This is a genomic window from Nostoc sphaeroides, assembly GCF_003443655.1.
In the GTDB taxonomy this organism is placed as follows: Bacteria; Cyanobacteriota; Cyanobacteriia; order Cyanobacteriales; family Nostocaceae; genus Nostoc; species Nostoc sphaeroides.
Map to the genome: position 1 here is coordinate 5563291 of NZ_CP031941.1, position 26663 is coordinate 5589953.

Below are 26663 nucleotides of genomic sequence, written 5' to 3' on the forward strand. Positions count from 1 at the left end.
CTAACTTTTAACTCCTAACTTTTAAACTCGCAACGCTACCATTTTTTCCACAGCTTCCACTATTTGCTCTGGTTGGATGATTGTTAGTCGTTCCAGATTGCCGTTGTAAGGTGTGGGGATATCTTGGGAAGACAGGCGCAGTACTGGCGCATCTAATTCATCGAATAAGCGATCGTTTATTGAGGCGATGACTTCTGCTCCAATACCCGCAGTTCGCATGGATTCTTCCACAACAATAACTTTATGGGTTTTACGTACTGATGCACCAATTGTATCAAAATCTAATGGTTTGAGAGATATTAAATCGATAACTTCTGGATCATATCCTTGTTTTTCAAGAGTTTTTACTGCTTGCAGCACATGATGCCGCATCCGCGAGTAAGTAATAATGGTTACATCTTTACCCTCACGTACAATTTCTGCTTTATCTAGGGGTAGCAAATATTCTTCTTCTGGTAAATCTTCTTTCAAGTTGTAAAGCAGGACGTGTTCAAAGAACAACACGGGGTTATCATCGCGGATAGCGGATTTCAGTAATCCTTTAGCGTTTCTTGGTGTAGAGCAGGCTACAATCTTCAACCCTGGCACAGCTTGAAAGTAAGTTTCTAGTCGTTGGGAATGTTCTGCGCCTAGCTGGCGTCCCACACCGCCAGGGCCACGAATGACCATCGGAATTTTAAAGTTACCGCCAGAAGTATAGCGCAGCATCCCAGCGTTGTTGGATATTTGGTTGAAGGCAAGCAGTAAAAAGCCCATATTCATACCTTCAATGATGGGACGTAACCCAGTCATCGCGGCTCCCACTGCCATCCCAGTAAAGCTATTTTCAGCGATAGGGGTGTCTAAAATGCGGAGTTCCCCATATTTTTGGTACAGGTCTTTGGTAACTTTATAGGAACCGCCGTAGTGTCCGACATCTTCACCGAGAACGAATACGCTGGAATCACGCGCCATTTCTTCATCAATGGCTTCCCGTAGGGCGTTGAAGAATAGTGTTTCTGCCATTTAGACCTTTTTGTACGATTATGGTTTTAGAATTTTATCGTGCTGCTGTCGCAAATACGGTGAGCGATCGCACTAGTTAGAGATTGGATTGTTTAAACGAACCGCCATAACTATACCAAAGCTATTTAATTTAGATTTTATCGGTTTTATGAGCGATCGCCTCCCACTTGGGCAAATCGGCTGATTTATTTATGCAATAATACGTAAAATTTATGTATAAAATACATTAATGTATTTACCTGTGTTTTTGGTGCGAATCGATGAACGAACAAAAAATCTTGTAATTATCGCTGGTGAAGAAAATGAAATTATAATTTACCTAGACGGGAAGTGGAGATATGTATGAGTAAGCCAGATTTTATGACAATGCCCCGTGTCCAATTGCGTCAATATATTTTTGAGCATAGAGAAGATGATCAAGCTTTTCAAACTTATTTAGATAGATTCACCTCTGAAGACGCTGTAATCTTTCCTGCACCCCAGTCAATAGATGATTTAAAAAACTTCCCAGAGTTGCATCAACAGAACTTAGAAAGACTACGAAAGCAAGCTTAAACCTTCTCCAACAAAACAAACGAAGCTTATGAACATAGATACCGGACTTGTGATGATCAGTCCGGTATCTGGGCATTAAATTTATGGTTTTGTATGGTGAGTGAAGCGCAGTCATTACCCAATACAATAGACCTCTTGCATAAATCAAAAACCCTCTCCCTAAATCCCTCTCCCAATCTTGGGAGAGGGACTTTGAAATTGGCTCCCCTTCTCCCAAAATTGGGAGAAGGGGTTGGGGGATGAGGGCAAGTTTTACATTTGTGCAAGAGGTCTAATTAACATATACCAACAAAACCCTCATGTAGAGACGCGATTTATCGCGTCTTCTTCTTCAAAAACCAATTATCTACACCAATAACTAATAATTAATTTTTCGCAAACAAACGATCCAAGAAATCAATTTTCACCGCCAGATTGATTATCCCTCGATTTGTTGCAGCGTCCGTAATTTCAGCATTATTCAAGGCCATAATATATGGCTCACCTCCAACTAAACCGATGATTGGGCCACCAGAAGAACCACCTTTAGTGTCACAATCATGCAGTAGTACTTCTTGCTGCTCCTGGACAATACTACATCCTTCCTGGAAACTTGCAGTCATCCCTCGACCAGCAGAGAGAAACTCATAGCCTTTTTTCTCAGTGTTAGGGAAGTCACCAGAATAGCCGACAAAAAAGAATTTTTTCTTGTTTTTGATCAAAGTTGAAGAAGGTAGAGAATCCCATCCTAAATAACCATACTTCCGACCGAGAGGCTTATTAATTTTCATAACAGCCCAGTCATTAATTTGATTTTTGATCCTGTCATTAGTAGTGAAGTCTGTACCATAAATAACTTGCTCTACGAAGGCTATATCGTTTTTACTTGGTACAACACCATTAATGAGGTTTGGCAGAAACAGAATTTTTTTACTTAATTGCTGAGTTTTGGGGTCAATCACGCAGTGAGAATTTGTTAAAACCAGATTTTCATAAATTAAAGTTCCCGTGCAATGATAGCTTCTAGCATCAGATGTTGTTCCTTGCACCCGCCCAATGGTTGACCAAGGATATTCTCTACTAATCATCGGAATACGGTCATCCCAGTCAATAATAGCTCGATCTTTTTCATAGGGTTTTTCAGATTGGTTAAGCCCAGAAGGTTTAAAAGGTTTGCCATCTCCTGACAGTTGCAATTGATTTGCATCTTCAAATTTGGTAAATTTTGGTGGCTTACTTTCTGCCGTTTGCGTCTGTTCTTTCGCTTGCACAGATACCCAACCACCCAAGGTAGTAAAACCCAACATTCCAGCGATAAAAAGAGCGAAAAACAAAGCCAAAGTTTGCTTGTAGATAGGCTTTTTAGTCATGGTTCAAACTCCTTAATTAATTGATACTTGCCAATTCTTCATTAATTACGAATTACGAAACTCCAACAAATAAATTATTCAATCTTGTGGGGTGGACATCTTGTCTGCCCAGTTTATCGGACGGGCTAGAAGCCCATCTCACAAGAAAATTTGGGATGTTTTTTATTTGGAAGTCTCTTAGTAATTATTCCGCCATTCCCCTTGCAGACTAAAAGCAGCCCAATAACGGGGATTTTGCCAATCTTTCTGTTGCCATAATTTCAATTGGGCTTCCCTCAGAGCAACAGCAGGCGATTTATCTTGTTGCAAAATTTGTTTGTACAACTCCTGCATTAATAATGATGTGGCTTGGTCATTGACTTTCCATAAAGAAACAATCACCCTTGGAGAACCTGCATACATTAATCCTCTTGTCAACCCCACTAATCCTTCTCCTTTTACTTCTTGACCCACACCACTTTCACAGGCACTTAATACTATTAACTCTGCGGGAAGGTCAAGGTTAAAAATATCGTTGAGGCGCAAGAAACCTTTTTGGGCTTTACCTTGTTTGTCTACCAACGATGTGACTATTCCTGATAATTCCGGGTTGATGTCATCGAAAATGCCGTGAGTGGCAAACAGCAGCAGACGATATTGATTGAGTTGTTTGCTAGTTGCGAAATTGTAGTTAGCATCAAAATCAAAAGCCTGGAAACTCTCAGAAGGTGACACCATTTTTAGAACCGCCTCAGCCTCTTGGCGCGTACCTGGAAGTCTATCTAAACCACTACGATTAATGTTTTTCAAAGACCGTTCGAGAGCGGAACGTTCTAGCTCAATATCTGTGGAAGAGTAAGTTTTCGTTGCTTTTTCAGTAACTCGTTTATCATTGGCGCTGAATACTGGGTCAGCGAGGACAGCTATAGTTTTGGGTGCCATTTTCCGCCCTTTGAGTTGCTGTCTTTGGGTCGCCAGACTGGTGACAGAAGGCAGATTGATGATTTCATGATTCACCAACAAAGGTTGATAATTGACCTCTCCCCCAACCCCTTTGGGAAGCGGAGAGGGGAGTTTGAGTTGATCTTGCTCCCCCTTCCCTTGAGGGGGCTGGGGGGTTAGGTCACTCAACACCGCAAATGGAATCTGATGTAAAATCCCATCAGGCACAATCACCAAGCGTTTTTGCCCCAACTGGCCAGCTACAGGCGCAACGATGAGTTGGCTGAGTTCTTGAGCAGCTTTAGTAGTATCCGTCACAGCTTGGGCTTGTTCCTCTGGGGATGCGCCAGCGATGAGTGGACGTTTTAACAGTTGGTTTAAATTTTTTGCCGCCTTGTTTATCTTTTCGGAGTTAGCAAGTTCATAACTCTTGAGAGAATTGGGCGTAACTACCCACAAATAGCTGCGTTCTTCACCTAAAGAATACTGCAATAGTAGAGAATCTTGATCTAATTGTTGTTGAATTTGGGGCAAAGTGAGCGGTTGAGGATACTTTAGTGCGGCATACTCAAAGTTATTAGCGCGGATGTTGGTCTTTAAATCTTGCTGTTGCTTTAGTAAGTCTTGGATTTGTTGTTTTGTGGTTGCTACCAGTTGGGCTGGAGATTCTTTTTTACTCAATAGTTCTGATAACTGCTTGTCTCTGGCATCAAGTAGCAGGGTTAAACGGCGTTCTTGTGCCAAGAGTTTGGGGTCAATATCTTTACGGATATCTACGTTAGCTTGGGTTAACAATTCTACCAAACCCCTGGCACGAGATCGCTCACTAATATGCAGTGCCAAAGCGTCGTATCCTTTAGATGGGTCTTTTTTGTGCAACTGCATCAGCAAGTCGATGTAGAACTTGTAATAACTCTGTACCGTGGCAAAAAAGGAAGTACGCAGTTCTTGACTGTCAATTTTGGTGCGTAAATCTTCAACGATTTCAATAACTGCTTGAATATGTGTTTGGGCTTGTTGGAGATTGGCGCGATTCGCGTTCTAGTACAGCCATGTTAGAGAGGGTGGCGGCTTCCCCTTCCCTATTTCCCACTGCACGAATTATGGGTAAAGCTTGGTTGAAGTATTTGAGCGCTTCTTGCTTTTCTCCTAAATCGGAGTAGACAGCGCCAATATTGTTGAGAATGGCGGCTTTCCCTCGCTTGTCCCCCACTGCACGGTATATGGGTAAAGCTTGGTTGTAGTATTTGAGCGCTTCTTGCTTTTCTCCTAAATCGGAGTAGACAGCGCCAATATTGTTGAGAGTGTTGGCTTCCCCTCCCCTGTCCTCCACTGCACGGAATATAGGTAAAGCTTGGTTGTAGTATTTGAGAGCTTCTTGCTTTTCTCCTAAATCGTTGTAGACTAAGCCAATATTGCTGAGGGTGGTGGCTTCCCCTCCTCTGTCCTCTACTACACGGTATATGGGTAAAGCTTGGTTGTAGTATTTGAGCGCTTTTTGCTTTTCTCCTAAATCGTCGTAGACTAAGCCAATATTGTTGAGGGTCTTGGCTTCCCCTCCCCTGTCACTCACTGCACGAAATATGGGTAAAGCTTGGTTGTAGTATTTGAGTGCTTCTTGCTTTTCTCCTAAATCGGAGTAGACACCGCCAATATTGTTGAGGGTGGTGGCTTCCCCTCCCCTGTCCTCTACTGCACGGCGTATGGGTAAAGCTTGGTTGTAGTATTTGAGCGCTTCTTGCTTTTCTCCTAAATCGGAGTAGACACCGCCAATATTGTTGAGGGTGGTGGCTTCCCCTTCCCTGTCTTCCACTGCACGGCGTATGGGTAAAGCTTGGTTGTAGTATTTGAGCGCTTCTTGCTTTTCCCCTAATGAGTGGTAGACACTGCCAATATTGTGGAGGGTGGTGGCTTCCCCTCCCCTGTCACTCACTGCACGGTATATGGGTAAAGCTTGGTTGTAGTATTTGAGCGCTTCTTGCTTTTCCCCTAATGAGTGGTAGACACTGCCAATATTGTTGAGGGTGGTGGCTTCCCCTCCCCTGTCCTCTACTGCACGGCGTATGGGTAAAGCTTGGTTGTAGTATTTGAGCGCTTCTTGCTTTTCTCCTAAATCTTTGTAGACACTGCCAATATTGTTGAGGGTGTTAGCTTCCCCTCGCTTATCCTCCACTGCACGGAGTATGCGTAAAGCTTGGTTGTAGTATTTGAGCGCTTCTTGCTTTTCTCCTAAATATTTGTAGACACTGCCAATATTATTGAGGGTGGTGGCTTCCCCTCCCTTATCCTCCACTGCACGGAATATGGTTAAAGCTTGGTTGTAGTATTTGAGAGCTTCTTGCTTTTCCCCTAAATCGGAGTAGACACCGCCAATATTGTTGAGGGTGGTGGCTTCCCCTCGCTTATCCTCCACTGCACGGAATATGGTTAAAGCTTGGTTGTAGTATTTGAGCGCTTCTTGCTTTTCTCCTAAATCGTCGTAGACTAAGCCAATATTGTTGAGGGTGGTGGCTTCCCCTCCCTTGTCCTCCACTGCACGGTATATGGGTAAAGCTTGGTTGTAGTATTTGAGCGCTTCTTGATTTTCTCCTAAATCGGAGTAGACTTTGCCAATGCCAAGGAGAATGTTGGCTTCCCAGCGTTTATCATCAACTTGTTGCCAAAGCTTCAGCGCTTCTTGCCATTTGCCAATCGCCTGTCGCAGTGATTCTCCTGTCCCTTTTTGATAAAGCTGCATCCCCTCTTGAAAAATCCGTTCCGCAGCAGCGCGAGTTGCATCTTGTTGAGCAGTTTCTGGCTGTTGTGCTATCTGCAACCCTCGGTTTCTCGGTGTCGCCCCCACAGCATCAGCAAGCATTACCGCACTCAGCAATAAAGTTAAACTGTAACGGGTAAATCTTGGTAGCAAGCACCAGAAAACCCACTGAGACTTTGCACTCCCCATCATTTTTAGCCTCAATCTGTGATTATTGACAGCCCTATTCCTGCCGGAACCAATCCCGCATATTAGTAAATTATTTAATTGTCGTCAGGGATATTGCTGAAACTTTATGTTGATTTTATGGGTGCGGTCAAAGTTTACGATTCTGGTTTCTGTTTTTGCAACGAACTCACTCGGCAAACCCTGATTTTCTCGTTCTCACGCTTCCTAACGGGAGGCTACGGTGTACACACAAGTCATCGAATTACCCAAAAATCTTGATATGAGCGTCTAAGGGATTACCAAGAAATAAATTACTACTACTTGTGAGGTAGACATTTTGTCCGCCCTTGGTCAGAGGCTCTCGTGTCGCCCACCCCACAAGAAAATTTGGATGTTTTTTTTATTTGTCAGTCCCTAATGCATCACTAAATAGGACGATGCGTTAGGTTAAAGCCGTAATGCACTCTATTTTATCTGTAAAAATTTAAACGTTTGCAAGAAATGCTCTGACCTATATAAAAAACGCTTAAGCATTTCTTGCAAATTTAGAAGCAGTTGCAAGAAATCCTTGATACTTTGCAACAATTGTTCTTCCATGTATAAGAAACGCTTAAGCATTTCTTGCAAACATATAAGCAGTTGCAACAAATACTTAATGCTTTGCAACAATTGCTCTTCCATGTATAAGAAACGTTTAAGCATTTCTTGCAAACATATAAGCAGTTGCAACAAATACTTAATGCTTTGCAACAATTGCTCTTCCATGTATAAGAAACGTTTAAGTCATTACAACAATTGTTGTAACGAGCTTATGAATTGATTTACTACCGGAAATATCAAATTAATCTACGTGAAATTAACTAAAGTTTTGTGAATGCGATGTTTAGGGCGGGCGTAGCTGCGGTACCTCTTTGCTGTATTTTTCCATGAAAATCAAACATTTTTCTAGGGAACTGCAAAAAATAAATTATTCCACATTCAAGTCGTTGACTGTTGACTGTTGACTGTTGACTGAAAACTCGTGAACCGTCAACGGTCAACAGTGAACAATAGCAATGGAATATTTTTTTACTTGGAAGTCCCCTACTTGTGTGTATACAGTAGAGCCAGAGGTGGGGAGATGAGAGGGATCAGAGGTGATAATAGTTATTGAATGAGCAAACGTAACTTTGATATGTCGTATAAAGTTAGCATCGTTATCGAAAAAGATGAACATGGATATTATGCTTATTGCCCAGAACTACCTGGTTGTCAATCTCAAGGTGATTCCCTAGAAGAAGTACAGGCAAATATTAAAGAAGCAGTTCAGCTTTATATAGAAACCTTGTAAAATTTAGAAAAACAGGCGCTTCATAACAAGGAAATATTCACAATGACCTTAGAGGTAAAAGTTGCCTAAACTGCCACGTTTCACTGCAACAGATACGGATTTGATTTATACAGACTTGTCTCTTACGAATCATTTAGGGAACTCCAAAAAATAAATTATTCCACATTAAAGTCGTTGACTGTTGACTGTTGACTGTTGACTGAAAACTTGTGAACCGTCAACGGTCAACAGTGAACAATAGCAATGGAATATTTTTTTACTTGGAAGTCCCTTAGTATTGCTATAGTAAGGTAAACAGTTACTATTTATCAACCCCATGCAAGTCAAAGATTTGACTATTGAAGAACTCAAGCTACTAATCCAGGAAACTGTTGCTGAAACCATTCAATCTCTACTGATTGACCCCGATGAAGGTAAACAAGTAAAGCCAGAAGTGAAGCAGCAACTACTTGACTCTCTACAGCGTACTCAAGCAGGAGAAGGTGGAATTCCGGCTAAGGAAATAGCAAAAAAACTTGGTTTGCAGTGGGAATGAGTTACAGCGTTGAATTCACGAAAGAAGCTATTACCAATTTAGAAGCACTTGCATCAACTATCCAGGAACGCATCTTGCGTAAAGTTGATTAGTTATCCGAGAATTTCGATGATGTAAGTCCCCAAGCTCTCAGCGCTGACCTCAGTGGTCTGTTTAAACTTAGAATAGGTGACTATCGAATTATCTATTAATACAGAAGCGCATCTGCTCACAATTCACAAGGTTGGACATCGCCGAGATATCTACAACTAATTAAGTACAGAAAGCCTTGTACTGAGTATCAAGTATCTATATGGAGATTTATTTAATCTAATAACGGAGTAAATTTATGGAGACAGATCCAATTATCAGAATAACTGACGAAAAGCAAATTAATCTCCCACCAGAAATTCAATATCAACTTCAACCGGGTGATCAATACCGAGTAACTATTAAGGGAAATTGTATTGTTTTAGAAAAAATTACTCAGCAAAATGTAGATTTAGATGATTTTTTACAAAGTCTTGAACAATTAGAACCCGATCCAAATCAACCCACGCTAGAAGAAATTAGTGAAATTGTTAAGGATGTCAGACAGCAGTTATGGTCTAATCCATGAGAGTTATCCTTGATGTCAATGTTTGGATTTCAGCCTTGTTGTGGGGAGGTGTTCCTGGTAAAACCTTGCGTTTAGCAAGAAATCAACAAATTAATATATTTGCTTCTGAATTTTTATTATTAGAACTAGAAACAACTTTAAAACGTGATAAATTTCAACTACGACTACAACCAAGAGGTTATACGGTTGAAAATTTGATTTCTGTAGTCAAGGGTTTATGAAATGATTGTCCAACTATCTCTGTAGATGCTCCTCAATTACGCGATCCAAAAGATACTATAGTTCTGGCTGCGGCTGTTGCGGCAAATGCTGAAGCAATTGTTACTGGTGATTTAGATTTATTGGTGTTGATAGAATTTAACGAAATCCCAATTTTGACTCCGCAAGATTTTTTAAGTCGTTATTTCTTAGATTAAGTTTTAGCGTTGTTGTCTGAATGTGTCTTCTATGTCATATAGTGATTTTACTTTAGAGAAAGTCAAACAGAATTTTCAAATAAATACTATTGAGCAAACTGATATTTTTGCTAATATATCTGAGATAGAATCCAGTAGTTTATTAAAAGAAATTCTTCAATATAATTCACCTATAGCTATTGCCAGCAATAGTGAAAAAGCTCGCTCTGAGATGATTATTTCTCCCATATTATTAGAATTGAGACGACAATTAAATGACCAAATAAATTTGTTCTCTGGTGTTGAATTCAATGTTGATCTTGCACAAGGTTTAAATGGAATCTGTGATTTTCTAATTACCCGTTCTCCAGAAAGACTAATTATCACTGCACCAGTTATTATTATTGTGGAAGCTAAAAAAGAAAATATTCCTGCTGGTTTAGGACAATGTGTAGCCGAAATGTTAGCAGCAAGAATATTTAACGAACGAGCAGGTAATGAAAATTTGATAATTTATGGAACTGTCACCACTGGAAGTATTTGGCAATTTTTAAAATTAGAAGGGCAATCTATCCAGATAGACTTAAGTGAATATTATCTTAAAGATGTCAATAAAATTTTAGGAATCTTAGCTAGTGGTGTCCGGTGAAAAAATTATAATTAAGTAGCGTAGGCGTAGCCCGTCGTAGACATCGCATCCCTAAAACACCCGCTCAAAAGGCTTTTGACAATATACTGTCTAAAGTAACTTACTATCAAGATTGATATATCTACTCCACTAAAAACAAAAATGAAGCAAACAATACAATTCACTGCTATCATTGAGCGCGAAAATGATGGCTATGTATCGCTCTGTCCCGAACTCGATATCGCCAGCCAAGGTGACACAATTGAAGAGGCACGGAATAACCTTATTGAGGCATTAGAATTATTTTTTGAGACAGCAGATCCTTCTGAAATTCAGGAAAGGTTGCACACAGAAGTTTTTGTTACACGCCTAGAGGTAAATATTGGCTAATACCAATTTAATGTGAAGCTGCACTAAATAAGTAACTCTCTATTCTTGGCGCTCTTGGCGTACTTGGCGGTTCGTTTAATATTCTGTGCATCTTCATAAATAATTGGTATAAACTGCGTGTTCTTTCTGCTAGAGAAGTCTGCCGCATTCTGGAAGAGAACGGCTTTGTACAAGTGCGCCAGCGTGGTAGTCACATTATGATGCAGATACAAACCGAAGATTCAACAATTACTGTTCCTATTCCTAATTACGAAGAGTTACGCATCGGTACTTTACGATCTATTATTCGTCAGTCAGGATTACCTCGTGTTTTATTTGATAACTTTTATCATCCTTGCAATACATGTATGACAAGTATAATGCCGATTAGTTAAACTTTGTTTGAATTTCGCACCAGCCAAACCCAAAATATCTCTCGAACTCCTATTTCTCCGTGTCCTCTGCGCCTAATAAGGTTCGTTATTCCTTAACTCTTGCGTAAGTCCTAAAAGAATCTCACGCCCAAACACCAAAACACAACTCTGCGTCTTCGCGCTTCTGCGTGAGATTTCCCACTAAATTAGTATTCAATATGCCTAGCCTACTTTAACCATCGCGCTGCATCTTTGGCATGATAAGTCAAAATCAAGTCTGCACCAGCCCGTTTAAACCCAGTTAAAGTTTCCATAACCACCCGCTCCTCATCAATCCAACCATTGAGAGACGCAGCTTTCACCATCGCATACTCACCAGAAACATTGTAAGCTGCAACAGGTAAGTTACTTGCTTCCTTCACCCGCCAGATAATATCCATGTATGCCAAGGCTGGCTTAACCATGAGCATATCAGCACCTTCAGCGATATCCAAGTCAATCTCTTTAATCGCTTCGCGGGCGTTACCTGGATCCATTTGGTAAGTTCTTCTGTCTCCAAACTGCGGTGTGGAGTCTGCTGCATCCCGAAACGGGCCATAATAACCCGAAGCATACTTAGCAGCATAAGACAAAATCGGCGTATCTTGAAATCCGGCTTCATCCAAACCTACACGAATTGCCTGCACAAACCCATCCATCATCCCAGAAGGCGCAATGATATCGGCACCGGCTTTTGCTTGAGAAACTGCTGTTTTCTTCAACAATTCCAGAGTTGGATCATTTAAAACTCGTCCTGTTAAATCACCAACTTGTAAATAACCACAATGACCGTGGCTAGTATACTCACACAAACAAGTATCAGCAATTACAATCAAATCTGGTACAGCTGCTTTTACCGCCGTCGCCGCTTTTTGGACGATACCGCAATCATGCCAAGCGCCAGTGGCATCTACATCTTTATCAGCCGGAATCCCAAATAAAATAATCGAAGGAATTCCTAAGTCATAAACTTCTTTTGCTTCTTCAACAATTTTATCTACCGAAAGTTGGTAGACTCCGGGCATCGATTTTACTTCGTTAGCGATTCCCTCACCCGGTACAGCAAATAATGGGTAGATTAAATCGCTTGTTGTTAAAACAGTTTCACGAACCATCCGGCGCAGTTGAGGATGAGTACGCAAACGACGGGGGCGATGTGTAGGAAACATAAAATTTTATCAAGAAAAACAACGCAAATGGACACAAAATAAAGCGTCACAAAAGCAGGCTAAAATTTTCCTGCCGTCAGACAGACTACAAACAGTGCTTAACTGTCCCTTGCCCTACTCTTAATCAAGTTGTGGGGCAATTTTGTATTCTACAGCTTGGTTGCATCTATCCGACGGGCTGGAAAAAAAACAACATAGTAAGCAATTCAAAATTCAAAATAGTAAAACCCTCTCAAAAATCCTGGAGAATTGAGGGGTGAAATTTAAACGCATAGGCGCTTCGCCTTCCCGCAGGGTAGTGGCGCAGAGGTAAACGCAGAGGCACGCAGAGAATTTGCTACTAATTAATGCCCCATACCCAATGCCCCAATCCTGATTAAAAAACTCGGAAAATATAGGGGTAACGGAAGGGTATATCAGGATTGCTGAAAACTCCGATGAGCGCCCAAATTGTTAATCCCCAGTGCAATAGATATCCCAGACCGGCTAGTGGCCCCAGCAATAATAGAGGTAACACTAACCAACCGAATAGAAAAAACAGCGCTCCCAGAATTCCTCCATAAAGCCAGACGTTGAAGTGGAAATTAATGGATTCTTTGGCGTTTTCTTTAACAACAGGATCATCAGATACAAAGAGGATGGCGATAGGTATACCGACAGATACCAATGTCGTACTGAGAAAAATGGCTCCATGAGACAAGGCGGATAAAAGCTTTCGCTTATCTGTGTCGTACATTGCTTTCTCCTATTTAGTCAAATTGTTGATTATATTACGACCCTATCACGAGCATCGTTGTCTTAAGATTAAAAGACTTACCATCAAAAAAAATTAAGCTAACTAACAAACAAATACATTTATGTCTACTGAACTTCAGTCTGAACTTGTTCAAGCAGTTGAACTTCGCCGCAATTTTGCGATTATTTCTCACCCTGATGCAGGTAAAACTACACTAACAGAAAAACTCCTCCTGTACGGAGGTGCAATTCACGAAGCTGGAGCGGTTAAGGCGCGACGGGCACAGCGTAAGGCTACCTCTGACTGGATGGCGATGGAGCAACAACGGGGTATTTCTATTACTTCCACGGTGTTGCAATTTGAATATCGGCACTGTCAGATAAATTTATTAGACACTCCCGGACACCAAGATTTCAGTGAAGATACTTATCGCACCCTTGCCGCCGCCGATAATGCAGTGATGCTGATTGATGCGGCAAAAGGTTTGGAACCCCAAACTCGCAAATTGTTTGAAGTGTGTAAGTTGCGGGGTATCCCAATTTTTACATTTATCAACAAGCTCGATCGCCCAGGAAGAGAACCTCTGGAACTTTTGGATGAAATTGAGCAAGAATTGGGATTGCAAACCTATGCGGTAAACTGGCCGATTGGGATGGGCGATCGCTTTAAAGGGGTTTTTGACCGACACAAGCAACAAATTCACCTGTTTGAACGCAGCGCCCACGGCAGCCGAGAAGCCCGTGATACGATAGTCGAATTAACTGATCCAAGAATAGAAGACCAGCTAGAACAAAGTCTCTACTACCAACTAAAAAATGATTTAGAACTTTTAGATGGAGTTGGGCCAGAGTTAGATTTGCAGCTGGTACACGAAGGCAAAATGACGCCTGTGTTCTTTGGTAGCGCCATGACTAACTTTGGTGTAGAGTTATTCCTCAAGTACTTCCTCGACTATGCCCTGAAACCCGGTTCTCACTACAGCAGTGTTGGCGAAGTTCCCCCTACATACCCGGAATTTTCGGGGTTTGTCTTCAAACTGCAAGCGAACATGGATCCAAAACACCGCGATCGCGTTGCATTTATCCGGGTCTGCACTGGTAAGTTTGAAAAAGATATGATGGTGAATCACGCCCGCATTGGTAAAATCATCCGTCTGTCTCGCCCGCAAAAACTCTTTGCCCAAGAGCGAGAATCGATTGATGTGGCTTATCCTGGCGATGTGATCGGTTTGAATAATCCTGGTGTTTTTGCGATCGGGGATACAATTTACACGGGACAAAAGCTCGAATATGAGGGGATTCCGTATTTCTCGCCGGAACTGTTTGCATCTCTGAGGAATCCCAACCCCTCGAAGTCTAAACAATTCCAAAAAGGCGTTGCGGAATTGCGCGAAGAAGGTGCTGTACAAATTATGTATTCAACTGATGAAGCCAAGCGCGATCCAATTTTGGCGGCGGTGGGTCAGTTGCAATTCGAGGTGGTACAATTTCGCTTACAAAATGAGTATGGTGTAGAAACCATATTAGACTTATTGCCCTACAGTGTCGCCCGTTGGGTTGAGGGTGGTTGGGAAGCATTAGAAAAAGTGGGACGAATATTCAATACCACTACAGTTAAAGATAGTATGGGACGCCCAGTGTTGCTATTCCGCAACGAATGGAATTGTCAACAATTATTAGGCGACCATCCAGAGTTAAAATTAAGCGCGATCGCTCCAGTATTTTCTAGTCAACAACCAGTGGAGGAATAATTCACTTGACAAGCAAAACTTGGGCGCGGTTGAGTTCCACGGCATCCGAGGTTCGCGCTTTTGCCCAAACGTGGATCACTTAGAAGAGATTGGAGTGCCAGAATTTGTATGCCTTCACATGCCAAACCGTCTTTGGAGGCTGGTTTAATTGCCCTCAAGCAGGGAAATTACCAAACAGCGATCGCTCAACTAGAACCTATTGCTAGCAGCCAAAGTAATGGTACTGCTAGCTTACAAGCCCAGGTTGGTTTAGTGATGGCTTATGCACGGATTGGAGAAGCCTCCAAAGCGATCGCTATTTCTCAGAATCTCATTGAGAGTAACAATCCGCAAGTTCAAGAGTGGGCAAAACGCGCACTCGAACACCTGACAAAACGTCAAAAACGCGATCAAGAAGCAAAAAATGTCGAAACTGGATTTGTTGCTTTTGATAATTCAACCCCAAATTCAACGCCAGATTCTTCCCCAGTTACTCCCCCAGAAACTCCGACATTAGAGGAACCAAAAGATCAAGTAATAGAAACAAAGAGCAACGATACCCCGCCGATGGTGCCACTAGCTAAACTCAAAGCTACAGTAGCTACACCACTGCCAGCAGCAGGATCTGTGCCCTTAAGTGGCTTCATGGGTTCTGTTACCCGCACCCAAGCTAAATTATTCGGCGTTATTTATTGGCGACAAGCACAACGCGCCAGAGCATGGCAACCCCTACGCAAACCGAAATTAATCCCTTTGCGACTGCTGACAGCAGGAACATTCATCGCTCTGTTTTGGGTGATGCGAGAAATGCTCAAGTTAGCAATGGGATTCATCAACCAGACTTTAGTTAAACTACCTTATCTGGAGCCATTGCAGCCTTTATACCGCGACCCTACTACATTCTTGTTAATAGTATTGGTGATTTTGCTCGGAGTATCACCTTGGTTGCTGGATCAGCTACTGGCAAAGTTGTATGGTCAGCGAGAATTTCCCAAAGATGTATTGAATGCCCATAGCCGCGAAGCTGTTCGGGTGCTACAACGTTGTTGCCAACAGAGGCACTGGCCGTTACCCAAACTGCGGATTTTACCAATGGCTGCACCAATTATCCTGACTTATGGTAGTTTACCACGTAATGCCAGGATTGTTGTCAGTCAGGGGTTATTAGAGCAACTAGCAGATGATGAAATCGCCATTATTTACGCCACGCAGCTAGGGCATATTGCTCACTGGGATTTTGCTGTGATGTCTTTGTTACTCCTGGTGACACTACCAATTCATAGGCTATATCAGCAAGTGTCGAACTGGGGAGACAAAATATCAGGGATTTGGCGCTATCCGGTGACAATTCTGGCTAGCATTGTTTATGGAGTTTGGTGTTTGCTGACTGGGACTGCATTATGGTTGTCGCGGTTGCGGCTTTATTATAGCGATCGCGTCGCCTCTGAAATTACTGGTAATCCCAATGCCCTGATTCGCGCTTTACTCAAAATTGCCATCGGCATTGCAGCTGATATCCAAAAAGAGGAAGAGACAAGTTGGCAACTAGAAAGCTTAAATCTCTTGACACCAGTCAGCCACCAACAGAGCCTTTCTTTAGGCACTATTGCCAGTAATTTATCTTTTGAATCATTTTTGAAGTGGGATACAGCCAATCCCTATCGCCGATGGTTTACAATTAATAATAGTCATCCATTGATGGGCGATCGCATCGAACGCCTGTGCCAAATAGCCCGTCACTGGCATCTAGACACTGAACTACATTTTGCAAGCGTTCCATCAAAAGTTAAGCGTCAGTCTTTCTTATTACAAATCGCTCCCTGGTTGGGAATTCCTCTAGGGGTTCTGTTTGCAGCTTTAGTCTGGCTAACCTGGCAACTAGCATTCACACTCAAGTTTTTAAATCTAAAGTGGATATATGAAGATTGGTCTTTCATTACAGGCTGCCTTCTGATTGGCTTTAGCATCGGTACAGTGATGCGGATTAATTCTTTCTTCCCCGATATTAAACCTGCCACTGTGCAAACTGACGATTATCTACCTAACCTGTTAGCTGATCCTTCAGCCTTACCAATTGATAGCATCAGCGTGCGTCTTGTGGGTAAATTATTAGGTCGTCAAGGCACTAGCAACTCCCTAGCGCAAGATTTAATCCTCCAATCCAGCGCAGGTTTAGTGAAATTACACCATGTTTCTTGGTTAGGACAGCCAGTTAATCACCAGGATCTAATTGGTAGGCAAATTATCGTCACAGGTTGGTTCCGCCGAGGAGCAACACCTTGGATCGATATCCAAACCCTGGAAACTCAAAGTGGTAAAACCATTCATAGCGCTCATCCCATTTGGTCTACTTTTTTAGCAGTTGCAGCACAAGCTTGGGGCGCATACATTTTTCTCACTAGTTAGTCATTGGTCATTGGTCATTGGTCATTGGTCATTGGTCATTAGTCATTAGTCATTAGCAAAGGACAAAGGACAAAGGACAAAGGACAAAGGACAAATCGGAATGTAAACAAAAGTTGCAGGTTTTCTTTCAAAGTGTTACATTTATTTACACAAACAATAGCAGGCGACATAACTCAGCACTACAGCTTAGTTGTGAATTCGGATGCTTTTCCCCCCGCTCTATACTTTTTATCCTCCCAACACAGCAGGAATTAAACCAGCCAGTGGCTGGTTTTTGTTTCAAAATATGCTCGGTTGAATAAAAAAATGTGTTTTATGTTACGATACAGTAATACTAACGTCGGAAAAGTATGCGCTAAACTAGCTACGTAGAAAATACCGTGGTAATGTAAGGAATGGTATTTGATTCTGCGAAAAAAGGCATGGAAGAAAGCGTGTACTTTAGCAGGCAATAGGCTATTAAATTTACAATTCTTAGAATTAAGGTGTTATTAGCTCACCATAGTGTGGGCCTTTAGATTAAACAAGCTTGATCCCGACGAAAAACTGTATTGTTGTATAGGTTGACAGTTCCGATCAAAAAAATTGGTTGATGGCAGTCTTGGTCAATAGCATCTATTTAATTAAAAGCCAAAGCCAAGTGATTGTTTTCTTGCCTTGCCATGTTCATTTAACTCTGGAGGTATAGTTCATGTCCATTCGCCTATATATAGGTAATTTGCCTAAAGAAGAAATAGATCGTCAGGATCTGCAAGCAGTTTTTGCAGCAGAAGGTGATGCTGTAACTACTAAATTAATTAAAGACCGTAAAACTGGCAAATGCCGTGGTTTCGGTTTTCTAACAGTCAACAACGACGAACAAGCTGACGAAATTATTGAAAAATATAATGGTCAGATGTTCAAAGACACTCCCATTAAGCTAGAGAAAGCATTACCTCGGACAAAAGGTGATGAGGGCGAGGAGCAAGCTCCCAAACCAGTTACGGCTGCTAGTAGTACCCCCACTCCTATGCCTACTAGAGAAGGTAGCCGCCGCGAGAAAAGCTCTAAGAAGCCTCGTCGTGGCTCAGGTGGCGGCGGCGGTTCTCGTGAAAACAACACCACAACTACCGATTCAGACGCTATTCGTCCAGATCCTCGTTGGGCTTCGGAATTAGAAAAGCTGAAGCAGATGTTAGCTGCACAAACTACGAATTAATCCTTAAGGGAGAGAAATTAAAAATTAAAAATCAGAATTTTTTTTGATTTTTAATTTTTAACGTGTCGCGGAAGTCCCCACCTTCAATGTACTCATCTCTGTGGGGATTGTGAGCGGATGGCCGCGAAGACATCCCTAAACGGTAATAACCGCAGGTTATTCAGTGCAAGGGATGTTCAAGGAGTCATCAATCTGAGTGTTGGGTAATCGGTCGATGTAATCTTCAATGATTTGAGTCACTGTTTTTTCCTTCAATGTGGCATGGTTTTTTAGTTTGTTGAAACGCCTTTCTGATATACGGATATGTACTTCCTTTGTTTTCATAAATATGTCCACAATATAGACATATCTATGGTAATATAGAAATGGTTCATGACCTCCTGACCGTATTGAACAGACAGGCTAACTTCAAAGTAGGTGTACGAGCCAAGACGTGCGATAAATCGGTAAATCAGGGAAGGAACGCTGTTAGCTGGTTGACTATTGTCGTAAATCCAAGCGGTGTTGTGCGAAACAAAAAATCAAACTCCCTGTGGTAGATGGGGGGCTGCCTGTGGACGCTGTGTAAGACCAAAAGCTAGATGACTAGTGGAGGCATTGGCGGATGAGACGGGAAACCCAAGAGACGAATAAGACCGTCATTGTTTTTCTGAAATTGGAAGCTCCTTTTTCAGCCAAGCAAAAAGGGGTACTTCACTTGTTGATTATTACCTAGCTGCTTAGTTAAAAGCTAATTGCAGCTAATTTTGTAATTACGTAGGCGCAACTCGCAGTAGGTATTACGTTGTCGAATCGTGGAGAATCGAGGGTTGAAATTTAAACGCAGAGGGACGCAAAGGTAAGCGCAGAGGCACGCGGAGAATATGCTACAGAGTGATATAGTTTTCTACTTAGAATAAAATTAAGTTTTTGTGATTAGAGGCATTGAAAAACCTGGACGATGGGGATGCGATGTCTAGGTTGGGCTGCGCCTACGCAGTAATTATCTAGATTTGACATGTTATGGCTAGTTGATATGCCAAGGTGAACGGTCGGCGCGATCGCTCTAAAGATAATCTACACTCAAAGTGATACCGATCATTTGCAGCTTCTGTTATGTCCTCAACTCTAGATTCTTTGCCACCTGCGCTCGCTAAAATTGTCCAGCGCTTTCAACGCGCTTCCGAACCGAAGCGACGCTACGAACAGCTAATCTGGTATGCTCAGAAGCTCAATGAGTTCCCAGAAGCTGGTAAATTACCCGAAAATAAAGTTCCTGGTTGCGTGTCTCAAGTTTATATCACCGCAGCATTGGATGACGGTAAAGTTGTGTTTCAGGGCGATTCCGATTCTCAGTTAACCAAAGGATTAGTCGGGCTTCTGGTTGAAGGATTGCAGGGACTAACGCCAACTGAGATTGTCCAACTAACTCCAGATTTTATTCAAGAAACAGGTTTAAATGTTAGCCTCACACCTTCCCGTGCTAATGGATTTTACAATATTTTTAAAACCATGCAAAAAAAAGCATTGGAATGTAAAATTGGTCATTAGTCATTAGTCATTGGTCATTAGCAAAGGACAAATGACTAATGACAAAGGACAATTGACAAATGACAAATAAGGTACAAATACCAAAATTTAGTCTTATGTCAACAAATTTATTATCTACCTCTGCTGCTACTGGCTTTGGTGGAGTGGTTCAAGAATATCTCTGGAATTGGGAAAATCAGCAATTACGCGTTGTTTATGAAACCCTCGGTAAAGGTTCACCGCTATTGCTACTACCATCTTTCAGCAGTGTTTCGACCCGTTTGGAAGTAGGCGAACTTGCTAAGTTACTAGCTCCCAATTTTCAAGTTGTAGCCATAGATTGGCCTGGATTTGGAGAATCTTCTCGCCCTAGTTTGAATTATCGTCCAGAAATATATCAGCAATTTCTGGAAGATTTTGTCAAAGCTGTACTTCGACGCCGCCCTTCGGCTACGCTCAGGACAGGCTCAGTACAAGTTTTTAATACTCCCATTACTGCGATCGCGGCTGGTCATGCTGCTAGCTATGTTTTACAATTAGCTGTGAAACAACAAGCTGCTTTCTCGAAAATTTTATTGTTAGCTCCTACTTGGCGTGGGCCTTTGCCGACAATGGGGGCAAGTCAGCAAATAGCTGGTATGGTGAGAGAATTGGTGCGATCGCCTATACTTGGTCAAGCTCTCTATAAACTCAACACTACCCCATCCTTCTTAAGTTTGATGTATCGCCGTCATGTATTTACTGACGCGGCTAAAATTACACCCAGTTTCATCGAGAAGAAATGGCAAATAACTCAACAACCAGGAGCGCGATTTGCATCTGCTGCTTTTGTAACTGGTAATCTCGATGCTGTACACGAACAATCTGATTTTCTGGAACTTGTGCAGTCTTTAACCGTACCGCTCATGGTAGTAATTGGGGAATCCAGCCCCCCCAAATCACGAGAAGAAATGAACGCTTTGGTAGCCTTACCAGGAGTGAGAAGCGTTGTCATACCTGGTTCTCTGGGACTGCATGAAGAATACCCAGCAGTTGTTTTAGAAGCAGTTCAAGATTTTTTGTTCTCCTCAGAAAATTAAATCGTCGCACCAAGACGCAAAGAATCGTTTTGCACCTTGGTGCGAGATTAAAATTAGCTTGAAGCAGAAGAAGCCCCACATCCTACCCGTTAGGGAGGTGTGGGATGAATTCTGGGCAATAAGGAATTGACCGACAAGCGACATTAAACGCAGTTTAATCAGCAATGTTGGTCGATGACGAATTGCCTCTCTCTGGGATTTTTAACGAGTCAATCAATTCTTCAACAACGTGAGTCATTGTCGTATCCTTTATCGTCGCATATAGCCGTAACTTATTCAATCTGCGTTCACTCATTCGCATTTTGAACCATTCTGTTTTCATTCTGTGCCCACGCATTACCTACATCTATGATATTATCAGATGACAAGGAGGTGATCAAAAGTGTTGAAAGCAGTTAAGGTCAGGTTATACCCAACAACCGAACAGCAAGAAATTCTAGCCAGATCGTTTGGTTGTGCAAGGTGGTATTGGAACTATGCACTTAATGCTTGCGTTCAACACTATGAAGAAACTGGAAAATCATTAAAGATGAGTGAATACAAGGGTTTACTACCTCAATTGAAAGTGAAGTACCCTTGGTTAAAGCAAGATTGCTATTCGTCAGTTTTGCAGTGCGTAGCTATTAATCTAGACAAAGCTTACAAAAACTTTTTTGAAGGACGGACTAAATTTCCCAAGTTTAAATCAAAATTTGATAGGCAGTCTATTCAGTATCCGCAAAGTGTCACTGTTGTAGGTGAGAAGTTAAAGATTCCTAAAATTGGTGAAGTGAAGGCAGTCTTTCACAGAAAAGTTTCGGGAATAATTAAAACTGTCACCATCAGCAAAACCGCTACTGATAAGTACTTTGCCTCAATATTGGTTGAGGGTGAATGCAGTGATCATAAATTGGGTGGAGATAAAATCATTGGTATTGACCTGGGGTTAAAGGACTTTGCAATTGTCCATGATGGAGAGGAAGTTACCAAATATTCCAACCCTAAACACCTGAAGCGCCACGAAAAAAATCTAGCCCGGAAGCAGAAAAAATTTGCCCGTAAAGTTAAAGGGAGTAAAGCAAGACACAAACACAAAAAACTAGTAGCGAAGGTTCACGAACGAGTATCAAATTCCCGCCAAGATTTTCTGCATAAACTCAGCAGAAAGTTGGTTAATGAAAGCAAAATTATTGTTGTTGAAAACCTCAACGTCAAGGGAATGATACGAAACCGGAAGCTATCAAAAAGTATATCCGACGTAGGTTGGGGGATGTTTGTTAACTTCATTGATTACAAGTTGGAAGCGACTGATGGACAACTTGTAGAGATTGGAAGATTTTTCCCCAGTTCAAAAACTTGTTCATGTTGTGGTCATGTTGTTGATGAGTTGCCGCTAGATATCAGAGAGTGGGATTGCCCGAAGTGTAAATCTCATCACGACAGGGACGGGAATGCCAGCCAGAACATCAGAACAGAAGGTATTCGGATATTATCTATGGACGGAGGGAACCCCGTTCTTGCCGAGTCGAGGCGATATAAGACCAATAAACTGAAAAGTGGAAAGGCTGTTGTCGATGAAACCGGAAGCCCACACTTACTCCGTCAGGAGAAGTGTGGGTAGTTCACTTCAAGCTACTACGAGTAAGTTTTTGCAAGCGAGAAAGAGAAAGTGCCAGTAAACCGACTATACCAAGACCAAGAACAGTTGATGACTCAGGCACTGCCTTGACTTCAAAATCAAAATTGAAAGTGCCAGACTCCTTAAAGGGAATACGGTGATTATCAGTGCCTAAATCCACTAATTGGAATGATGCAGAATAAGTTCCCAGTGGTGCAGCAGCATCAGTCCAAAAAGTAGGAGTGAACGAAAAATTATCACCACTGCCGATTGTGTATATATCGCCTACTGACTTGACAATATCAACGCCTGCTGAATCACCAATATTCAATCCATTGCTAATTGAGGCTAATTGTAAACCAATATTTGCACCCTCAAGAGATGACTGCCAACGACCATTAGAGCTATTGAACAAATACTGGTTGTCTAATTCTTTTGAAGTTTTGAGAGACGCTATAGGTTCTATTGTGAGATTGCTATATTCCTTGTCTGTTGGAGTACTAATCAAGCGACCAGTATAAAATCCTGTACCAGGTAATAATGTTAGCGGCGATTGTTCTGAGTAAGACTCAGGAATTCGGTTATTTGTATTGGTTGGGTTAATAGTTAGGTTATCTAAAGAACCAGAGTAGCTATAAGTACCAATGCCGTGGAAATGGCTAGATTCCGGCGTGTCTTCATTCCTGTGTGCAAACAAAAGGGTCAAACGATTGTAGTTGGGGTTTTCCAATCCTGCGTATGTCCCTGTAGAGAGAGCCTCCAAACCATCTAACCCAATGTAAAAACCTGTTTCTTCTGAATGATTATGAGTATCATCTGCTTGTACTGGCGCTAAAGCGGTAGATAAAACCAGTGGTGCAACAACTAAAAAGCTGATTGCAATAGACGCAGATGCTTGCCCTGCTTGAGTTACTTGCTTTTTTAAGCAGCTAGTATTTGAAACCACTACGCTTCTCCATCTTTATATGCAATAATGATTATCATTGTCTTAATGCGATTGTCAAGGTACTAACCCGCAACTTCCCGCAGGGTGGGTTGGCTTAGGGAACTCCAAAAAATAAATTATTCCACATTCAAGTCGTTGACTGTTGACTGTTGACTGTTGACTGAAAACTCGTGAACCGTCAACGGTCAACAGTGAACAATAGCAATGGAATATTTTTTTACTTGGAAGTCCCTTATATGCAATGTTCCTAGCAACTACGCCAACTTATGAATATTTACTACTTATTGCAGATGCCTAAAAATAAAATGTTTTTTAATTAATTTATGTAATTAGGGGTTGCTGAAACTCAAAATAACAGCAAGTTCGCACAAAAATATAAAAAGATTTATCATGGGCGAAAATGATTATCCATAAGGTGAGACAAAAGGAATTTAGAGTATGGTGGCTGACGTAATCAACAATTCAGTTCCCGTTACTGTTCTTACAGGCTATTTGGGAGCAGGTAAAACGACTCTACTCAATCACATCCTCACCTACGAACACGGCAAAAAAGTTGCTGTGATTGTCAATGAATTTGGGGAAGTGGGTATTGATAATCAATTGATTATCGATGCAGATGAAGAAATTTTTGAAATGAATAATGGCTGTATCTGTTGTACAGTGCGCGGCGATTTAATTCGGATCATTGGCAATTTGATGAAGCGGCGCGATAAATTTGACCATTTAGTAATTGAAACAACTGGATTAGCCGATCCAGCACCAGTGATTCAGACATTTTTTGTTGATGAAGATTTACAAAGCCAACTGTCTCTAGATGCGGTGGTGACAGTGGTAGATGCCAAGCATATTTGGCAGCACTGGGATGCAGACGAAGCCCAAGAACAGATTGCCTTTGCCGATGTAATTTTACTTAATAAAACAGATTTGGTAGCACCAGAAGAGTTGGATGAATTAGAAAAACGGATTCGGGCGATGAATGCGATCGCAAAAATCTACCGTACCCAAAATTCTGAACTCGGAATGGATGCTTTATTAGGTGTAAAAGCTTTTGATTTAGAACGCGCATTAGAAATTGATCCAGATTTCTTAGGCGAAGATGCCCACGTACACGATGAAACTGTCTTTTCTGTGGCTTTAGTAGAAGGTGGTGCAGTCGATGGAGAAAAATTAAACGCTTGGCTTTCGGAGTTACTACGTACCCAAGGGCCAGATATTTTTCGGATGAAAGGCATTTTAAATATTGCTGGAGAAGATAATCGATTTGTATTCCAAGGAGTCCACATGATATTTGATGGCAAACCCGATCGCCCCTGGAAACCAAGCGAAACCCCCAAAAACGAACTAGTATTCATCGGTCGTAACCTTGATGCAGCCCAACTCAAGCAAGATTTTCTCGCTTGTCTAGCTTAAATAGGGAGTGGGGAGTAGGGAGTAGGGAGTAGGGAATTTCCCATTCTCTATTCCCCATTCCCCATTCCCCATTCCCTACTCCCCTTTACAAATATGAACATCACAACCAGCAAATCTAAGGAATTTGAACAACACTATTCGGGGACACTTTCAGATTATGTAACTGCGATCGCTTGGTCGCCACAAGGTAAAACTTTAGCAGCAACTTCCGCCGCCGGTGAAGTAGTTTTGTGGAATGATCGCGAACTTACAAGTTTACAAACTGGTAACGGTAAATCAGTAGACTGTCTGGCCTTTTCCCCAGATGGAAAATTTTTAGCTGTTGGCGGACAGGATGGACAAGTAAAAATTTGGCAGAATACTGAATTAATTGCCACCTTGTCAAATGCCCCCGCATGGGTTGACAAGCTAGCTTGGAATTACACCAGTAACCAACTAGCTTTTAGTTTGGGGCGTTACGTCCAAGTTTGGGATGCAGATACTCGTGAAATTGTTGTAACGCTGAATTTCGACAACTCTTCAGTATTGGGTATAGATTGGCGCATTGACGGACAATACTTAGCTATTAGTGGTTACAAGGGAGTGAAGATTTGGCATAGTCAAAACTGGGATGAAGAACCATACAGCTTAGATATGTCTACTGTCAGTGTAGCTATGGCTTGGTCGCCCGATGGCAAATACCTTGCTTCTGGCAATATGGATCGTAGTGTCACCGTTTTGGAATGGAACAACCCCGACCCTTGGGTAATGCGTGGCTTCCCTGGTAAAATTCGCCAATTGGCATGGTCAGAAGCTACCACCAAACTGGGTGCGCCAATACTGGCATCTTCCAGCGTTGAAGGTATCGTGGTGTGGGAAAAACTAGAGGATGATTCATTAGGTTGGGAAGCACGAGTATTAACAAATCATGTGGGTGTGATCAATGCGATCGCCTTTGCACCTAAAAGCTTCCTTCTAGCTTCTGCTGCTGCTGACGGCTGGTTATGTTTGTGGAACAAAGCCAAGGAAGTATCCCAAATTATCACAGGTGTCTCAGCAGGATTTTCCACCCTAGCTTGGCATCCCCAAGGTAAGTTACTCGCCGCAGGCGGTGAACAGGGCGAATTCGTTGTATGGTCAAAGGTTTTGCGGGGTCAAGGATTTGGGCGTAGTTAAGCAATACTCAGTAATTAAGGGACTTCCAAGTAAAAAAATATTCCATTGCTATTGTTCACTGTTGACCGTTGACGGTTCACGAGTTTTCAGTCAACAGTCAACAGTCAACAGTCAACGACTTGAATGTGGAATAATTTATTTTTTGGAGTTCCCTAAAGTTGAAAGTGATCAAGTTATTAGCTATGCTGTATCAGCAAAGGTATCTTTGTGTAAATTATGAACATAGTCAAACTGATTTTACTTGCCTGTCCCGCATTTTTGGTATCCATGCTGCTGGTAGTCAATCCAGCACACGCATCCAGCCTCAAATCTGCTTATGCTACCCAAATTATGACAGTAGTATCGACACAACAAATTCCCGATCTGGCAACACCACACTTGATTCAAACATCTAATCCGATTATTGATCAACTTGGTTGCAATTGTGCAAACTGTGTTCAGTCTAAATTTCAGTCGCTACAAGGCAAGCTGCCATCAGTAGGTTTTTAATAAACTTAGGAATTATGAATATTGTAGGGGCACAGCAATGCTGTGCCCTTATTAATTTTATGAGCTTTTTGTCCGTGGCGATCGCCTACGGCACGCTGTTAGCGATCGCACTGACTGCGCCATAATTATTTATGTAATCAAGGTATTCACTAAAGGTTAAAATAATTCGTAATTGATAATAAGTAATTCTTAATTACTATCAGTAACAACTTTTACCAT

Annotated in this window: 30 protein-coding genes and 1 pseudogene; 20 read left to right on the forward strand and 11 right to left on the reverse strand. The window is 41.8% G+C overall.

Translation table 11 applies throughout. The features are described from left to right. Positions 1-21: 21 nt before the first annotated feature. The gene (locus tag D1367_RS24855; protein ID WP_100899866.1) at positions 22-1005 is read right to left on the reverse strand and encodes an alpha-ketoacid dehydrogenase subunit beta; all 984 of its coding nucleotides are present in this window, start codon (positions 1003-1005) and stop codon (positions 22-24) included. A 229-nt stretch (positions 1006-1234) separates the two neighbouring features. On the opposite strand from D1367_RS24855, the gene D1367_RS33380 reads away from it, so the two are divergent. After that, on the forward strand, positions 1235-1351 hold the full coding sequence (locus tag D1367_RS33380; RefSeq protein ID WP_410477562.1) for a DUF6888 family protein: 117 nt from the start codon (positions 1235-1237) through the stop codon (positions 1349-1351). Continuing rightward, positions 1348-1560: a DUF6887 family protein gene (locus D1367_RS24860; protein ID WP_118169047.1), complete on the forward strand. Its 213-nt coding sequence runs from the start codon at positions 1348-1350 to the stop codon at positions 1558-1560. Before D1367_RS33380 ends, D1367_RS24860 begins: the two co-directional genes overlap by 4 nt. A 365-nt stretch (positions 1561-1925) precedes the next feature. Here the strand turns inward: D1367_RS24860 and D1367_RS24870 are convergent, their stop codons facing one another. The 5 genes from D1367_RS24870 to D1367_RS31890 form a co-directional block, all read right to left on the reverse strand. Further along, on the reverse strand, positions 1926-2909 hold the full coding sequence (locus D1367_RS24870) for a trypsin-like serine peptidase (RefSeq protein WP_118169051.1): 984 nt from the start codon (positions 2907-2909) through the stop codon (positions 1926-1928). Positions 2910-3086: 177 nt separating this feature from the next. Beyond that, positions 3087-4715 (reverse strand): CHAT domain-containing protein, encoded by a 1629-nt coding sequence (locus D1367_RS33130; protein WP_181984952.1) that lies wholly within the window; start codon positions 4713-4715, stop codon positions 3087-3089. A gap of 100 nt (positions 4716-4815) precedes the next feature. After that, complete coding sequence (locus D1367_RS33135) at positions 4816-6777, reverse strand: tetratricopeptide repeat protein (RefSeq protein WP_338042136.1); 1962 nt, start codon at positions 6775-6777, stop codon at positions 4816-4818. A gap of 441 nt (positions 6778-7218) precedes the next feature. Further along, the gene (locus tag D1367_RS24880; RefSeq protein ID WP_118169053.1) at positions 7219-7518 is read right to left on the reverse strand and encodes a hypothetical protein; all 300 of its coding nucleotides are present in this window, start codon (positions 7516-7518) and stop codon (positions 7219-7221) included. 95 nt (positions 7519-7613) lie between these two features. Beyond that, positions 7614-7793 (reverse strand): hypothetical protein, encoded by a 180-nt coding sequence (locus tag D1367_RS31890; protein WP_220450978.1) that lies wholly within the window; start codon positions 7791-7793, stop codon positions 7614-7616. Between the two features lie 113 nt (positions 7794-7906). On the opposite strand from D1367_RS31890, the gene D1367_RS24885 reads away from it, so the two are divergent. The 8 genes and pseudogenes from D1367_RS24885 to D1367_RS24925 all read left to right on the forward strand — a co-directional run bounded on the left by D1367_RS24885 (position 7907) and on the right by D1367_RS24925 (position 11003). Further along, positions 7907-8083: a type II toxin-antitoxin system HicB family antitoxin gene (locus D1367_RS24885; RefSeq protein ID WP_228674749.1), complete on the forward strand. Its 177-nt coding sequence runs from the start codon at positions 7907-7909 to the stop codon at positions 8081-8083. 316 nt (positions 8084-8399) lie between these two features. Then, positions 8400-8618, forward strand: a complete 219-nt coding sequence (locus D1367_RS24890; RefSeq protein WP_118169055.1) for a hypothetical protein — start codon at positions 8400-8402, stop codon at positions 8616-8618. Next, complete coding sequence (locus tag D1367_RS33385; protein WP_410477561.1) at positions 8615-8710, forward strand: type II toxin-antitoxin system RelE family toxin; 96 nt, start codon at positions 8615-8617, stop codon at positions 8708-8710. Before D1367_RS24890 ends, D1367_RS33385 begins: the two co-directional genes overlap by 4 nt. 236 nt (positions 8711-8946) lie before the next feature. Next, entirely contained in the window at positions 8947-9216 is a 270-nt protein-coding gene (locus tag D1367_RS24900; RefSeq protein ID WP_118169057.1) for a hypothetical protein, read from the forward strand. Continuing rightward, positions 9213-9632: pseudogene (locus tag D1367_RS32420) on the forward strand (putative toxin-antitoxin system toxin component, PIN family). Before D1367_RS24900 ends, D1367_RS32420 begins: the two are co-directional and overlap by 4 nt. 31 nt (positions 9633-9663) lie before the next feature. Continuing rightward, positions 9664-10260, forward strand: coding sequence for a hypothetical protein (locus D1367_RS24915; RefSeq protein ID WP_118169061.1), 597 nt, complete (start codon positions 9664-9666; stop codon positions 10258-10260). A gap of 141 nt (positions 10261-10401) precedes the next feature. Further along, entirely contained in the window at positions 10402-10629 is a 228-nt protein-coding gene (locus tag D1367_RS24920; protein WP_118169063.1) for a type II toxin-antitoxin system HicB family antitoxin, read from the forward strand. A 173-nt stretch (positions 10630-10802) separates the two neighbouring features. After that, positions 10803-11003, forward strand: coding sequence for a type II toxin-antitoxin system HicA family toxin (locus D1367_RS24925; protein ID WP_244944962.1), 201 nt, complete (start codon positions 10803-10805; stop codon positions 11001-11003). A 206-nt stretch (positions 11004-11209) separates the two neighbouring features. Here D1367_RS24925 and hemB read toward each other — a convergent pair whose 3' ends face one another. Together hemB and D1367_RS24935 are read right to left on the reverse strand one after the other, a co-directional pair. Next, positions 11210-12190 carry a porphobilinogen synthase gene (hemB, locus tag D1367_RS24930; RefSeq protein ID WP_118169067.1) on the reverse strand — a complete coding sequence of 327 codons (981 nt, stop codon included), beginning with the start codon at positions 12188-12190 and terminating at the stop codon, positions 11210-11212. 376 nt (positions 12191-12566) lie between these two features. Then, positions 12567-12926 carry a DUF4870 domain-containing protein gene (locus D1367_RS24935; protein ID WP_118169069.1) on the reverse strand — a complete coding sequence of 120 codons (360 nt, stop codon included), beginning with the start codon at positions 12924-12926 and terminating at the stop codon, positions 12567-12569. 121 nt (positions 12927-13047) lie between these two features. Here D1367_RS24935 and prfC point away from each other — a divergent pair, with 121 nt between their 5' ends. The 3 genes from prfC (at position 13048) to D1367_RS24950 (ending at position 18259) form a co-directional block, all read left to right on the forward strand. Continuing rightward, positions 13048-14676 (forward strand): peptide chain release factor 3, encoded by a 1629-nt coding sequence (gene prfC, locus D1367_RS24940; protein ID WP_118169072.1) that lies wholly within the window; start codon positions 13048-13050, stop codon positions 14674-14676. Between the two features lie 108 nt (positions 14677-14784). Further along, a complete protein-coding gene (locus D1367_RS24945; RefSeq protein WP_118169074.1) occupies positions 14785-17061 on the forward strand; it encodes a M48 family metalloprotease in 2277 nt (758 codons plus the stop codon). 691 nt (positions 17062-17752) lie between these two features. Continuing rightward, positions 17753-18259 (forward strand): RNA recognition motif domain-containing protein, encoded by a 507-nt coding sequence (locus tag D1367_RS24950; RefSeq protein ID WP_118169077.1) that lies wholly within the window; start codon positions 17753-17755, stop codon positions 18257-18259. Positions 18260-18415: 156 nt separating this feature from the next. On the opposite strand, the gene D1367_RS31275 is transcribed toward D1367_RS24950, so the two are convergent. Next, positions 18416-18583: a hypothetical protein gene (locus D1367_RS31275; protein ID WP_181984953.1), complete on the reverse strand. Its 168-nt coding sequence runs from the start codon at positions 18581-18583 to the stop codon at positions 18416-18418. A gap of 771 nt (positions 18584-19354) precedes the next feature. On the opposite strand from D1367_RS31275, the gene D1367_RS24955 reads away from it, so the two are divergent. From D1367_RS24955 to D1367_RS24965, 3 genes are all read left to right on the forward strand, one after another. Further along, positions 19355-19789: a SufE family protein gene (locus D1367_RS24955; protein ID WP_118169080.1), complete on the forward strand. Its 435-nt coding sequence runs from the start codon at positions 19355-19357 to the stop codon at positions 19787-19789. A 95-nt stretch (positions 19790-19884) separates the two neighbouring features. After that, on the forward strand, positions 19885-20847 hold the full coding sequence (locus tag D1367_RS24960; RefSeq protein ID WP_118171649.1) for an alpha/beta fold hydrolase: 963 nt from the start codon (positions 19885-19887) through the stop codon (positions 20845-20847). A gap of 382 nt (positions 20848-21229) precedes the next feature. Then, positions 21230-22447: an RNA-guided endonuclease InsQ/TnpB family protein gene (locus D1367_RS24965; RefSeq protein WP_118169083.1), complete on the forward strand. Its 1218-nt coding sequence runs from the start codon at positions 21230-21232 to the stop codon at positions 22445-22447. Position 22448: 1 nt separating this feature from the next. On the opposite strand, the gene D1367_RS24970 is transcribed toward D1367_RS24965, so the two are convergent. Both D1367_RS24970 and D1367_RS32935 read right to left on the reverse strand, forming a co-directional pair. Continuing rightward, positions 22449-23390, reverse strand: coding sequence for an all3515 family Zur-repressed PEP-CTERM protein (locus tag D1367_RS24970; protein ID WP_118169085.1), 942 nt, complete (start codon positions 23388-23390; stop codon positions 22449-22451). A gap of 54 nt (positions 23391-23444) precedes the next feature. Next, on the reverse strand, positions 23445-23579 hold the full coding sequence (locus D1367_RS32935) for a hypothetical protein (RefSeq protein ID WP_267255611.1): 135 nt from the start codon (positions 23577-23579) through the stop codon (positions 23445-23447). Between the two features lie 249 nt (positions 23580-23828). Here D1367_RS32935 and D1367_RS24975 point away from each other — a divergent pair, with 249 nt between their 5' ends. The 4 genes from D1367_RS24975 to D1367_RS24985 all read left to right on the forward strand — a co-directional run bounded on the left by D1367_RS24975 (position 23829) and on the right by D1367_RS24985 (position 26444). Next, positions 23829-24800, forward strand: a complete 972-nt coding sequence (locus D1367_RS24975; protein ID WP_118169088.1) for a CobW family GTP-binding protein — start codon at positions 23829-23831, stop codon at positions 24798-24800. A 93-nt stretch (positions 24801-24893) separates the two neighbouring features. Further along, positions 24894-25955: a WD40 repeat domain-containing protein gene (locus tag D1367_RS24980; protein ID WP_118169090.1), complete on the forward strand. Its 1062-nt coding sequence runs from the start codon at positions 24894-24896 to the stop codon at positions 25953-25955. A gap of 61 nt (positions 25956-26016) precedes the next feature. After that, the gene (locus tag D1367_RS31895; RefSeq protein WP_220450979.1) at positions 26017-26175 is read left to right on the forward strand and encodes a hypothetical protein; all 159 of its coding nucleotides are present in this window, start codon (positions 26017-26019) and stop codon (positions 26173-26175) included. Beyond that, complete coding sequence (locus D1367_RS24985; RefSeq protein WP_118169092.1) at positions 26172-26444, forward strand: hypothetical protein; 273 nt, start codon at positions 26172-26174, stop codon at positions 26442-26444. Before D1367_RS31895 ends, D1367_RS24985 begins: the two co-directional genes overlap by 4 nt. Positions 26445-26663 lie beyond the last annotated feature (219 nt).

Coding starts and splice junctions, on each gene's coding strand:
- D1367_RS24855 (WP_100899866.1), bottom strand. CDS start 1,005: ATGGCAGAAACACTATTCTTCAACGCCCTACGGGAAGCCATTGATGAA.
- D1367_RS33380 (WP_410477562.1), top strand. CDS start 1,235: ATGTATTTACCTGTGTTTTTGGTGCGAATCGATGAACGAACAAAAAAT.
- D1367_RS24860 (WP_118169047.1), top strand. CDS start 1,348: ATGAGTAAGCCAGATTTTATGACAATGCCCCGTGTCCAATTGCGTCAA.
- D1367_RS24870 (WP_118169051.1), bottom strand. CDS start 2,909: ATGACTAAAAAGCCTATCTACAAGCAAACTTTGGCTTTGTTTTTCGCT.
- D1367_RS33130 (WP_181984952.1), bottom strand. CDS start 4,715: ATGCAGTTGCACAAAAAAGACCCATCTAAAGGATACGACGCTTTGGCA.
- D1367_RS33135 (WP_338042136.1), bottom strand. CDS start 6,777: ATGATGGGGAGTGCAAAGTCTCAGTGGGTTTTCTGGTGCTTGCTACCA.
- D1367_RS24880 (WP_118169053.1), bottom strand. CDS start 7,518: ATGGAAGAGCAATTGTTGCAAAGCATTAAGTATTTGTTGCAACTGCTT.
- D1367_RS24885 (WP_228674749.1), top strand. CDS start 7,907: ATGAGCAAACGTAACTTTGATATGTCGTATAAAGTTAGCATCGTTATC.
- D1367_RS24890 (WP_118169055.1), top strand. CDS start 8,400: ATGCAAGTCAAAGATTTGACTATTGAAGAACTCAAGCTACTAATCCAG.
- D1367_RS33385 (WP_410477561.1), top strand. CDS start 8,615: ATGAGTTACAGCGTTGAATTCACGAAAGAAGCTATTACCAATTTAGAA.
- D1367_RS24900 (WP_118169057.1), top strand. CDS start 8,947: ATGGAGACAGATCCAATTATCAGAATAACTGACGAAAAGCAAATTAAT.
- D1367_RS24915 (WP_118169061.1), top strand. CDS start 9,664: ATGTCATATAGTGATTTTACTTTAGAGAAAGTCAAACAGAATTTTCAA.
- D1367_RS24920 (WP_118169063.1), top strand. CDS start 10,402: ATGAAGCAAACAATACAATTCACTGCTATCATTGAGCGCGAAAATGAT.
- hemB (WP_118169067.1), bottom strand. CDS start 12,190: ATGTTTCCTACACATCGCCCCCGTCGTTTGCGTACTCATCCTCAACTG.
- D1367_RS24935 (WP_118169069.1), bottom strand. CDS start 12,926: ATGTACGACACAGATAAGCGAAAGCTTTTATCCGCCTTGTCTCATGGA.
- prfC (WP_118169072.1), top strand. CDS start 13,048: ATGTCTACTGAACTTCAGTCTGAACTTGTTCAAGCAGTTGAACTTCGC.
- D1367_RS24945 (WP_118169074.1), top strand. CDS start 14,785: ATGCCTTCACATGCCAAACCGTCTTTGGAGGCTGGTTTAATTGCCCTC.
- D1367_RS24950 (WP_118169077.1), top strand. CDS start 17,753: ATGTCCATTCGCCTATATATAGGTAATTTGCCTAAAGAAGAAATAGAT.
- D1367_RS31275 (WP_181984953.1), bottom strand. CDS start 18,583: ATGAAAACAAAGGAAGTACATATCCGTATATCAGAAAGGCGTTTCAAC.
- D1367_RS24955 (WP_118169080.1), top strand. CDS start 19,355: ATGTCCTCAACTCTAGATTCTTTGCCACCTGCGCTCGCTAAAATTGTC.
- D1367_RS24960 (WP_118171649.1), top strand. CDS start 19,885: ATGTCAACAAATTTATTATCTACCTCTGCTGCTACTGGCTTTGGTGGA.
- D1367_RS24975 (WP_118169088.1), top strand. CDS start 23,829: ATGGTGGCTGACGTAATCAACAATTCAGTTCCCGTTACTGTTCTTACA.
- D1367_RS24980 (WP_118169090.1), top strand. CDS start 24,894: ATGAACATCACAACCAGCAAATCTAAGGAATTTGAACAACACTATTCG.
- D1367_RS24985 (WP_118169092.1), top strand. CDS start 26,172: ATGAACATAGTCAAACTGATTTTACTTGCCTGTCCCGCATTTTTGGTA.